This window comes from Acinetobacter sp. YH01019 (genome assembly GCF_013420285.1).
Classification (GTDB): domain Bacteria; phylum Pseudomonadota; class Gammaproteobacteria; order Pseudomonadales; family Moraxellaceae; genus Acinetobacter; species Acinetobacter gandensis.
In genome coordinates this window covers 24,221-34,986 of sequence record NZ_VOYM01000034.1, presented here as the reverse complement: position 1 = coordinate 34,986, position 10,766 = coordinate 24,221, and the positions used below count along the sequence as shown (strand labels likewise).

At 34.5% G+C, this 10,766-nt stretch carries 15 protein-coding genes, 1 pseudogene and 1 other annotated feature; of the genes and pseudogenes, 10 read left to right on the top strand and 6 right to left on the bottom strand.

Annotated features, from left to right (window positions below):
- Positions 1–172: transposase (locus tag FTT84_RS09595; protein ID WP_180081679.1), on the bottom strand; the 172-nt coding region annotated here is incomplete at its 3' end.
- Positions 173–301: 129 nt separating this feature from the next.
- Here FTT84_RS09595 and FTT84_RS09590 point away from each other — a divergent pair.
- A complete protein-coding gene (locus FTT84_RS09590; RefSeq protein ID WP_180081998.1) occupies positions 302–637 on the top strand; it encodes a hypothetical protein in 336 nt (111 codons plus the stop codon).
- 196 nt (positions 638–833) lie between these two features.
- On the opposite strand, the gene FTT84_RS09585 is transcribed toward FTT84_RS09590, so the two are convergent.
- The 4 genes from FTT84_RS09585 to FTT84_RS09570 all read right to left on the bottom strand — a co-directional run bounded on the left by FTT84_RS09585 (position 834) and on the right by FTT84_RS09570 (position 3,813).
- On the bottom strand, positions 834–1,319 hold the full coding sequence (locus tag FTT84_RS09585) for a hypothetical protein (RefSeq protein ID WP_180081996.1): 486 nt from the start codon (positions 1,317–1,319) through the stop codon (positions 834–836).
- The gene (locus tag FTT84_RS09580; RefSeq protein WP_180081994.1) at positions 1,312–1,908 is read right to left on the bottom strand and encodes a hypothetical protein; all 597 of its coding nucleotides are present in this window, start codon (positions 1,906–1,908) and stop codon (positions 1,312–1,314) included. The genes FTT84_RS09585 and FTT84_RS09580 overlap by 8 nt, the downstream gene beginning before the upstream one ends.
- 4 nt (positions 1,909–1,912) lie before the next feature.
- The gene (locus tag FTT84_RS09575; protein ID WP_180081992.1) at positions 1,913–2,461 is read right to left on the bottom strand and encodes a PAAR domain-containing protein; all 549 of its coding nucleotides are present in this window, start codon (positions 2,459–2,461) and stop codon (positions 1,913–1,915) included.
- A 132-nt stretch (positions 2,462–2,593) separates the two neighbouring features.
- Positions 2,594–3,813 (bottom strand): IS3 family transposase gene (locus FTT84_RS09570; protein WP_180191839.1). Its coding sequence is split into 2 segments (ribosomal slippage): positions 2,594–3,537 and positions 3,537–3,813, totalling 1,221 coding nucleotides; the frame shifts between segments, so codons are not numbered across the junction.
- Positions 3,422–3,538: a sequence feature (AL1L pseudoknot), on the bottom strand. (Overlaps the previous gene by 117 nt.)
- 223 nt (positions 3,814–4,036) lie before the next feature.
- On the opposite strand from FTT84_RS09570, the gene FTT84_RS18055 reads away from it, so the two are divergent.
- From FTT84_RS18055 to FTT84_RS09535, 8 genes and pseudogenes are all read left to right on the top strand, one after another.
- On the top strand, positions 4,037–4,240 hold the full coding sequence (locus tag FTT84_RS18055; protein ID WP_257223384.1) for an acyl-CoA thioesterase: 204 nt from the start codon (positions 4,037–4,039) through the stop codon (positions 4,238–4,240).
- Between the two features lie 202 nt (positions 4,241–4,442).
- The gene (locus tag FTT84_RS09565) at positions 4,443–4,709 is read left to right on the top strand and encodes a hypothetical protein (protein WP_180080866.1); all 267 of its coding nucleotides are present in this window, start codon (positions 4,443–4,445) and stop codon (positions 4,707–4,709) included.
- Positions 4,710–4,778: 69 nt separating this feature from the next.
- Complete coding sequence (locus FTT84_RS09560; protein WP_180080867.1) at positions 4,779–4,988, top strand: cold-shock protein; 210 nt, start codon at positions 4,779–4,781, stop codon at positions 4,986–4,988.
- A gap of 702 nt (positions 4,989–5,690) precedes the next feature.
- Positions 5,691–5,912 carry a transposase gene (locus tag FTT84_RS09555; protein ID WP_067766975.1) on the top strand — a complete coding sequence of 74 codons (222 nt, stop codon included), beginning with the start codon at positions 5,691–5,693 and terminating at the stop codon, positions 5,910–5,912.
- 125 nt (positions 5,913–6,037) lie between these two features.
- Positions 6,038–6,253: a cold-shock protein gene (locus FTT84_RS09550; RefSeq protein WP_067766972.1), complete on the top strand. Its 216-nt coding sequence runs from the start codon at positions 6,038–6,040 to the stop codon at positions 6,251–6,253.
- A gap of 3 nt (positions 6,254–6,256) precedes the next feature.
- Positions 6,257–6,469: a hypothetical protein gene (locus FTT84_RS09545; protein ID WP_067766969.1), complete on the top strand. Its 213-nt coding sequence runs from the start codon at positions 6,257–6,259 to the stop codon at positions 6,467–6,469.
- A 54-nt stretch (positions 6,470–6,523) separates the two neighbouring features.
- Positions 6,524–6,868 (top strand): annotated as a pseudogene (locus FTT84_RS09540) (hypothetical protein); the annotation flags it as partial.
- 522 nt (positions 6,869–7,390) lie between these two features.
- Positions 7,391–8,548 (top strand): MFS transporter, encoded by a 1,158-nt coding sequence (locus FTT84_RS09535; RefSeq protein ID WP_180080870.1) that lies wholly within the window; start codon positions 7,391–7,393, stop codon positions 8,546–8,548.
- A gap of 26 nt (positions 8,549–8,574) precedes the next feature.
- Here FTT84_RS09535 and FTT84_RS09530 read toward each other — a convergent pair whose 3' ends face one another.
- The gene (locus FTT84_RS09530) at positions 8,575–10,008 is read right to left on the bottom strand and encodes a GGDEF domain-containing protein (protein WP_180080872.1); all 1,434 of its coding nucleotides are present in this window, start codon (positions 10,006–10,008) and stop codon (positions 8,575–8,577) included.
- A 266-nt stretch (positions 10,009–10,274) separates the two neighbouring features.
- Between FTT84_RS09530 and FTT84_RS09525 the strand changes: the two genes are divergently transcribed.
- On the top strand, positions 10,275–10,757 hold the full coding sequence (locus FTT84_RS09525) for a hypothetical protein (protein WP_067766960.1): 483 nt from the start codon (positions 10,275–10,277) through the stop codon (positions 10,755–10,757).
- Positions 10,758–10,766: the final 9 nt, after the last annotated feature.

The window sequence follows — 10,766 nt, the reverse complement described above, 5'->3', positions numbered from 1 at the left end:
AGCGAATCCATTTGGATACAAGATTTGTATTCAATCCATGTTGCAAAGCGACCGAAGCAATTGAAACGTCCGGTGCTTTACAAGCCTGAACGATCTGCTGTTTAAATTCAGCACTGTATGTTCTTCGTTTTTTCGCAAGAGATGCGATGGATGTCTGGTGATTTGTAGTCATAAATTTTAGTCCCCACTTGTTTTTAAGTGGGGACTAAATTAAGGCTTATAGGATGAATTCATAAGGTGTGTTCAGCGGACGCTTACGATTAAACTCAATCAACCACCTGAAGAAAGTAAATTTTGGAACATGATTCATAATGACGACGGGAAGATGTTTGGAGTATTCAGCGCGGTTGAAAAAACGTTTATTTATGATTGGATTGCTGGAAATTCCAAAAATCCTAAGCACAATCTAATAAATAAAGAGTTTGTTAAAAACCTCTTAGAAACGAGTACATTTAGCTATTTGGCCAACCATGAATTGACTGAACTAAAAAAACAAATGGCTAGTAGCACCAATGCAGGGTACAAGATTAATAAGCCTTTAAAATACTTAGCACCACATATGCATCATCAAGAAATTGGATTATGGAGTACCCAGCGTATCGTAGAGAGTTTATTTCCATCTCTAGCACGTCAATAAAATGAATGCTCCAAAAGTTTTATAACTTTTATCCTCAAAAATAACCGCCTTCGGGCGGTTTTTCTTTTATGCGGAAAACGGTGATAAAATACTGAAAATTAATGAGTTTTTAAAGAAGTCTATAAAAAATCAAAAAAATATTTTTTTGCAATTTGTAGACTGTTGAGCTACAAAGTACAGCCAAATGACTGTAATCTTATACATTTGATGGTTTTACAACACATGGGTATTCAAAAGTTCCTGTGTTAGTATCTTTCAATAAGTTTTCCCAGAGTTCATTCTTTTTGTTAATCCAACCATAAACATCTTCATAAAATTCTGCGTTCAATTTCGCTTTTTTAATGTATGACTTATTCATTAAAAATTTAGTCATTAGGCACATAGAATTAAGCTCCACAGGATTACGATCCTTTTCTAAACTAAAGTTGTTTTTGGCTTCTTTTTCATATTTTTTGAGCATAGTTGCTTTTAGAAGTGTAGATTCGAATATTTCCATGGTTAAATCATTTGGAGAGGTTTGATTAGCCAACGCAAAGGTATTTCCATCTATTTGAAGCATTTTGGGTAAAAAACTGGCTTGAATGTTCAATTCTTGTTGAGGGGTGGGTGATGAATTACATCCTGTAGAAAACATTATAGTTGTTAAAACAATAATCACTAACAAATGTGGTTTTTTAAGCATCTGGATAAATTCCTTGTTCAGCTAGAACTTTTAGCATTTTAGGATTGTAATCTTGATTGAAAAGTAATTTGTACATTGTACGGTTGATTTTTTCACCGCCATTTTTCATTTGCAATTTTGCGGCTCCAACCATTACATCACTAATATTAAGATCATCTAATGTGCCTTTGAGCCCAATAAGATCTTGTATAGCGAATGTGGTTCCAAACCTTGTTTTAAATTCATTACTTTTAAACTCAGCAACAACTAAAGCGGCTTCTTTAACAACATTCTTTTTCAGGTACTTCTGGAAGAGAACATACATTCTTGTATGGTAGCCTGTTGTATTTATCAAGTTTTCATTAGCTAAAACATCATGTTCTAAACCAAAACGTATAGCCAATGCATATTCAAGTTTGTTTGTGTTTGCTACATGTTCCCACATGTGAGCTGGCATCATGAAGTTATATGGTTGAACTATTTTACGGTTAAACTCTAAAAGGCAAAATGGCTGCCTAACTGAGCAACTTTCAGTTTTATCAGGATAACCTTCCCAAGCTTTAGCGTTACCCGGAACCGTTTCTGTGTTAGGACCTAATTTATCACTCATATTCTTACTCAAAAGGTCTCATCGGTTTGGACAAATCAAAGGTTTCAATTTTCACATCTGCTGGCTCATAGCCAATCTCATGGATTATTGTTTTGCCATCACTGCCAGTAAAGTCCTCAATTTTTTCGCCATTTGGTAGGGTCAAAACATAAAAATATTCTGATAAAGGAGCTCCATTAATCTCATCCCTAAACTCGAACTGAGCTTTAAATAGATCTGTATTTTCAGTTAAGAAATTGGCAGCAGGACTAGGGGAATAATTATTTTGAATAGAAGAATTATTACCAGCTCCCTGAGCTTTGCCTACCAAACTTTGAGTTGAAAAAAAAGTTGCTCCACACGTAGTTTTATCACCAGCGACAATCATTGCTTTACCATTGATGACAACAAGATGATTGCTTGCGATAGCTGAGACCATTGTTTTGCATTTGGGGCAGAAGTGTTTCATACCTTGTAGGTGAGCAGCTTTACCTTGGATAACAAAAGTACCATCAACCTCAGTTACCACTCCGCCATGTGTAGTTTTATCACCTATTGTTATTGTTGCTTGCATGAAAATAAACTTAATTTAACTAAACAAATTGATAAGTCAGATGTTATCGGCAATGAGCTCTTTCTTGTGATGATCTTTTGTAAATAATAATCTTGAACCGTACCGGGTTTGTCGGAGACTTTTTTATTTAAGTTAGGCCACCTGACCTAACGGGTTAATCTTATCATAGTACATTGCTTCAAAATCAAAAGGTGATACATAACCTAGTGCACTATGTACACGCTTTTTGTTGAACCAATCTACCCAATTTAATGTCGCAAGTTGTACATCCGCTAAACCTTGCCAATCTGCTTTTAAATATTCAATCACCTCTGTTTTGTATAAGCCATTCACCGTTTCAGCCAAAGCATTATCGTATGAATCACCTCTCGTACCGACTGATGCTCGTAAATTTGCTGCTTCTAAACGATTGGTATAGCGAATAGAAAGATATTGAACACCTCTATCTGAATGATGAATCACATTCTTAGGCATACCTCGATCGTGCAATGCTTGCTCCAATGCATCGAGCACCATATCTGTATTCATCCGTGTAGATACTTTCCATCCAACAATTGCTCGTGAGAACACATCAATAACAAATGCGGTATATACCCAGCCTGAATGAGTTTGAATATACGTAAAGTCACCCACCCATAGTTGGTTTGGATGATCAGCACTAAAATTCCGTTTCACTAAATCATCTGCCCGTTTTTGGTCATCTCTGTTACGGGTGGTTTGTTTATTCTTACCACGCCAAACACCTTGTATACCTAGCTTTTGCATCAATCGAGCAACTGTACAACGTGCAATAACATAACCCTTACGTTTCAATTTTTGCCAAACTTTACGTACACCATATCGACCTGAACTTTCTTTCCAGATTCGTTTAATTTGTTCAGCATGATGCTCATCATGTAGATCTCGTTTCGCTCGATGTTCTGGATTGTCAGCGAGATCTAAAGTTCGGTAATAGGTTGAAGCTGCGATCGGTAAAATCCTACAAATCGCATCAACACCATATAAGTCTTTATTATTATGGATGAAATCCACCATTATTTGTGTGGGCGGTCGAGCTCCGCCTGGGCGAAAAAAGCGGCTGCTTTACGTAGAATTTCATTGGCACGCTTTAATTCTTTAATTTCACGTTCCATTTGCTTCATTTTTTCTTGATCAGATATCTGTTGTACTTTAATAGGATTTTGCTGATCTAAATGCTTTTGATGCCAGGCACGAAGTGTTTCAGGAGTACAACCAATCTTAGGCGCAATTGCTGTGATTGCAGCCCAAGTAGAAGGATAATCTTTTTCAGATTCAATCAATAATTGAACCGCTCTTTCTCTGATTTCAGGGGCATATTTTAATTTTGTCATCGGGATAGTCTCTCAGAATATTGACTCTCCGACAAACCCGGTACGGTTCAAACCTACATCAGCGCAAATGATAAAGGTCTAAAGTCCTATAGAGATATAGGGCTTTTTTAATGTCTGAAAGAAAGATATGTTCCCATTTTTTTTTTAAATTATTTTGCTTAGCTTGAATAATCTTCAACTAGTGGGGGCTTTTCCTTTTCCTGTATGTAGATAAAATAGTGTTATGAAAAAACCTTATAGACGGAAGGTTATTCCGAAAACTTCTTGGACAACAGAGCAAGATATATTCTTGATTGAGAATAGTTCACTTGAAATGAGGGAGCTATGTATTAGATTGCCATATACAGAAGATGAAATTTTAAAGCGCAAGGAAATGCTTGGTCTTATACGTAGGGACTTGCAGATGCGTAAATTCATAAGCAAATAAGAATAAAATAAGTAAAATATCTTTAGTTTAGATAAAGATTTTAAGTTTTAATTAACAATAACTTATGTGAAACATAAAATCAGATTGAGAAAAATTGCACAAATTTACAAAAAAATAATTTTGTATGATGTATTTGGTACTTTTGTAGTCTCATTATTTGAGATAGTTTAGTAGAACAATAATACTAAATCGAGCTTCAAAAATGTCTAATCCATTTGAGCTTCAAGTTTTACGCCAGATCTATGATTTCATCATTGAGCGTGACAGCTTCAAAAATTTGAGCCCTCACAATCAAGTCTTGGAGTTTTTCAGAGAAATAAACGAAGGAGATAAGTCTAACGTGGTAGAAATGAGTCCAAATATCATTCATGGTAAATTTGGGTTTGTCTCAAAAATTAATTTAACCTTTGTACCAATGTTCAAAGATAAAGATAAATTTCTAAAATGGGTACATCAACAACTTAATTAATTCTTAATAATTTGATTTTTAATAATATTATTAGTGTATAAAATTATAATACTCATTCGGAGTAAAAGAATGACAATTGTTACCAATGGTGTTGTGAAATGGTTTGATAAGTCAAAAGGTTTTGGATTCATCGCTAGTGATGCAGGCGAAGACTTATTTGCACATTATAGTGAGATTAGAATGACTGGTTATAAAGTTCTAATTGAAGGTCAAAGAGTTCAATTTGAAATATCTCCAGGTAAAAAAGGAAGACAAGCTAGTAATATCCAGCCTGTCTAAATATATATTTAAAACATAAAATCAATTATTCAATATCATTTATGAGTTGCAATGATGAGTAAAAATTTCAAAATTCTTCTTACATTATTTTTAATAAGTGTTATTGCAGTAACAATTTACATTTATGAGGATAAAAAAAGACAAAGAGTTGAGATATTAGAGCGCATATCACAATAAAACGTGAATATATGATTTTAAAATTAGATTTCTGGTGTGATTATGATGCAATTTTTTAAATGTATGTTTGGCATACATGGATTAAGTAAAAAGCATCAATGTATAGATGGTGAAATTGAATACTGTCAAAATTGCTTTAAAATCACTCTTATAAAATAATTGTTAAATAAACATAGGTAAATCTGGGCACTGGTGCTATAGTGTGTTTGATCGAATCCGTAAGCGGAACGGTAGTGTTTGAGTTGTTAATGGAATTGCGTATTCCCTCCAATCTGGTGCTAAAGCATCGAATTCAAACAGTTAACGCATAGCATGAATTCGCATCATACCGATCAAGGGAAGCCTACAGCTATTCGTGGGTTTCCTTAAAATTCTAAAGATACTAATCTGATTTTTATCTATTTTTTCAAGCTACTGTAAATATCATAAGTTTAAATTTTTCTTAAGTGAACAATCTCCAAAATCAAAGTTGGTTTTATTTTTAATACTATTCTGTTTACAAAAGCTCATTATATGAGTCAATAAATGAACATATCTAACGGCTGGACTACTGCTTCAGCAACTAACGGTGATGAAATTCGTGTGAATATTATTCCGTTAAAAAAAATTCAAAGCAATTTGAATGGTAAAACCTTAGTTGAAGTTGCTAAACAAGTTGTCTTAGAATCAGGACAAAAGTTAACTTTAAATATTGATGGTAAATCTTTTTATACTGAACTAAATAAACTATATAAATTGTATTTTTAAACTCTCACTCTTAAACCTGAACAACTTAGAGCTAAAATTTTTTAATTAAATTATTTATAAATTAATTATTTATTTTCTTAATTTTTTCAAGAACTCTAAATTAAATATTATTAAAGGAAATTATTATGTCAAATTTAACTACAGGCACTGTTAAGTGGTTTAACGATACTAAAGGCTTCGGTTTCATCGCGGCTGATAATGGCGAAGAAGTTTTTGCTCATTTTTCTCAAATCATTTCAGGTGGTTTCAAATCACTTGCTGAAGGTCAGCGTGTACAGTTTAGCGTATCAAAAGGTCAACGTGGTTTCCAAGCGAGTGAAATCGTTGGGATTGATGGCTAATACATGGATAATTTATTAAACAAAGTAATGTTAGATGTGGTTGATCAACATGGCGCTGTCTATACACTAGAAGCTATGTGCGAAAAATCATCTGATGAGCCAAATAGTTTTGGTGATTGCGTCCGTTATCTAAATATAGAAGATGAAATAATTAAGCCTAGCTTTGATATGCATTTCTACAGTGATAAAACTGGAAAAATATTTAAGTTATTTTAATTTTTATATGCAATTAAATTAACCTCCTCCGGGAGGTTTTTTATTGGGTGAAATATGGAACTTGATGCCTATAAAAACCTAACTAAAAAGATTCCGCCTAAAAAGAAACCACGTTCCAGGCCACTACCTAAAGCCAGTGAAAAATACTTAGAAGCATTCGAGCGGTTAAAAGAAATATTAGATCGGATGAAAATGAAATATGAAGAATACTTTCATTTCAAAAGTACGAAAAATTGGCGTTTTGACTTGCACCTGATTGAACATCGGATGTTAATTGAAATCGCAACAGGTCCGTGGTCTGGTGGTCGTAAAGGCAATATTGCTACCAAGGCTTGGAGTGTAGATCGTTATGACCATGCTGAAGAATTGGGGTATCGATTTCACAGGTTTGAACTTGCAGATATCAACATATAGATGAAAAACAATCCCTAGAAATGCTCTGCGTACATGCTCGATTCTTTCAGGCATGGTGGAATACGCATAGCCCAACATTGGCCAAACTTAATCCATTACTGGTGAGTATGCTTAACGATAATATGTTCTCTATGAGCAGTGCTATTTCAGACGTGAGCAAAAAATGCGGATTCAAAATGCCACATTATGATTACGACCACATGTTTGAACTACAGACACTTCCGCATGCGAGATACAGATTGCTTAAGTAAAAATAGACCGCCTTCGGGCGGTTTTTTATTAATATGTGATAATTTATGAGATAAAAATAAATATTTGTTTATTAATGAAAAAATAAAATAAGACCAAGATTTTAGTAAAAGTATACAAATTTTGAAATAATTTAATTAAAATAAATTTGTATACTGATTTGTATACTCGCCATATCCTAACCAAGCCTTTTAGATGCAAAAGCATACAACTCTGAAAAGTTTATAACCTATTGTAAATACTAAGGAATACAGCTTGATGCTTAACATTCCAATCCATTCCAAACTAGGTGGATTCTACTTTTTCTACTATGCAATTGTTGGCACATTTATGCCATTTTGGAGCCTGTATTTAGCAGATCAAGGCTTTAATTATCAAGAAATTGGATTGTTATCTTCTATAGCGATAGTGACACGTTTTTTTGCCCCATTTATTTGGGGTTGGATTGCCGATAAATCGGGTAAGCGCATGATGCTGGTACGCATTGCGACATGGATGGAAGCTTGTATTTGGTTTCTGATTTTTATAATTCCAAACAGTTTTCAGTCTGTTGCATTACTCATGCTGGTATTCAGCTTCTTTCAAAATGCCATATTGGCTCAGTTTGAAGGGGTAACTTTATTTTGGTTGGGGGAAAAACGCGCGGCTTTATATGGAAAAGTACGTAAGTGGGGCTCAGTAGGGTTTATTGTTGGCGTATTTGGTATTGGGGCTTTGCTTGAAGTCATTCCAATATCGATGCTACCTATTATGTTGCTTTGTATTGCTTTTTTAGCATTTCTCTGGTCATTTACGATTAAAGAACCGAGTTCGGCACCAAGTTCTCAAAAGCAACTAGAGCCTTTATGGCCAGTTTTGAAACGTCCTGTTGTGGCCAGTTTCTTTATTATTGAATTTTTTCTTTTATTTTCTCATGCACCTTTTTATAGTTTTTATAGTAATTTTTTAAGTCAAGCTGGCTTTAACACAACAATCATTGGTTTGTTGTGGTCTGTTGGTGTTATTGCTGAAATTATTATGTTTGCATACGCAAACCTTTTTCTAAAACACTTTTCGTGGAGAACCTTAGTTACAGCATGCTTAATTCTAACGAGTTTACGTTGGATTGCCGTTGGATTATTCCCAAATAGTTTTATAGCGCAGTTTCTAGCGCAAACTATTCATGCTTTTAGCTTCGGGTTATTTCATATGATTGCGATGCGGATTATTTTTCAAAATTTCGATGCAAATCAACAAGGGCGCGGGCAAGCGCTATACAGTACTATGTGGGGTTTAGGTGTTGCTTTAGGCAGTATTTTGGCAGGTAAATATTGGGATGTTTTGACTGGCGAATGTATTTTTATGATCGCAGGTTTATCCCTTATTCCTGCATTTATCTTTGTTGCGTGTTTACCAAAGGTGATTCAGCAAAATTAAGTTTAGATTATCCAAATGAATGAATATTAACAGTTTGCAAGTATGACTTGATTGCGTCCTAATTGTTTGGCTTGATAAAGTGCTTGATCCGCCTGATTAATCAAGAATTGTAAACTTGGTGCGTCAGGTAGTGTTTCATGTGTAATACCGATACTCACCGTGATATAAAGTTCATTGTTTTGATCGATCTGTATAGGCGTTGTTTCAACAATATTTCGAATACGTTCAGCAATTTTTTGTGCTTCATCTGCCTGAATATTACGCAGTAAAATAACAAATTCTTCACCACCGATACGAGCAAATAAGTCTTCTTCACGTAAGTTTTTTCGAATCGTATTAGCAAACTGCTGAAGGACGACATCACCGACATAATGTCCATATTGATCGTTTAATTTCTTAAAATGGTCAATATCAAGCATGATGATTGAAAATGTAGTTTCAGTTCGATTTTTTAAATAGAGTTCACCCTGTTCAAAGAAAAAACGGCGATTCATTGCATGTGTAAGGCTGTCATGATTTGCTAGATAAAGTACTTCTTTATATAGTTCATGCCGATTTCGGCTAATAATACACAAAATAATAGGTGCAAGAATAAGCATAGCTAAACCAATACGTACCGATATAGCTGTCGATAAATAGGCGTTCGTGGAGTCTGCAAGATAAAAGTGATTTAGGTTGTAGTAGGTCGCTAGAATCACGACTGCATTAATAATCGTTAACGTAAATAATTGATAGGTCAGTGCAGCCCAAATTAATGCTGCTAATGGATATAAAATTGCTCCTGGACCCGGCGAAACTGCTGTGAGAATGACACATAGACCCACACTCATCACTGGTAAAATTTCATTGAAATGATAATCACGATGTCGGCGATTATGTATGATTTGTTTTAACTCTTTCAATTGGGGGAAGGCTAAAATTAATGGAAGCATAATTAAACAGTTGACGATTTCAGTGACCCACCACATCCCGAAATCAATCCAAAGACGTTCTGTCGACATAAATGTATTAGATACATAGGGAACTGTAAAAATTGCAAATGTCGCACCAGCTAGACAACCGCCAACAGCAAAAATTGCAAACATCGTTAGAAAGGTAAAACCTTTATTGTAATTTAAATAATTGATATGAAAGTAACGTATAAAAAAAAGTGATACAGCTGTATTAATTAGATTTGCAAAAGTGAGTATGGTTGTTAGTTGTAAGAAGTTGCCGGTCAATAAATCGGCGAGCATATAACCTGTGAAAGCTCCTAACCAACCTCCTGTGTTACTTAATTGTGGAAAACGTAAAAATAAGGCGAGTAGGACTGCATTGGCAGGCCAAAAAATAGCTAAGTAGGTTAATGGACGACTGAAAATACCAACTAAACAGAATACAAATATAACTACGGCAATAATTGCAAAAGAATAACTTTGATGAGTCGATGGTGGTGTAAGACCGTTCAGATGCAATTTCATTAGCCTTTATATAGCCTAAGTAATTTTGTTAGAAGAATCATTAAGTCTAAATATCATAAACGATTCCACCCACAGAATAATGTATAAATTATGAATAATGTGATGTGGTTCGCGTTTAATTGGTTTTTATGTAGGCAAACGCAGATGTATGGAATTGTATGTAAATAGTCATTAAGAAAAATCATTGTTATGAAAGTGTGATAAACCGAGGAAATGTAAAAAAATATGTTACTTTAGGTACATGATTTATATGACTGATTAAATGTATGAAAAAAGCATATCTGACAGTTTTACTCATGTTGAGTTCATTCGTAGTCATGGCGGCGGATAATAAAAAAACAGAACTGCAAGCTGATAGCAAAAAACAAGTTGAAGCAGTGAATAATTTTAAAGTGACCACTCGATCTGAATTGGTCGGTTTATGGGGGATGGAAATCCCAAATAATCGTAAGTGTATCGAATATTACAATTTCAAAGGTAATAATGATGTTGTGATTAAAAGTGGTGAAGAGTGGTCATCTGGTGTTTATGATTATCAACCAGCTCAAGATCCAAATGCTCAAATTCCAGCGCTCATTTTGCAAGTGAAATATGATAATAATCAGATGGATTGTTCCGGCAATGTGCAGGATCAAACAGGCGAAATTTCGCAATATTTTGTAAAATGGAAAAGTCCCTCAGTTATCAATTTTTGTGCCAACGATCAAGCTGAGCAATGCTTTGCAACTTTACGACGTGTACTGCCTTAAACATAACTT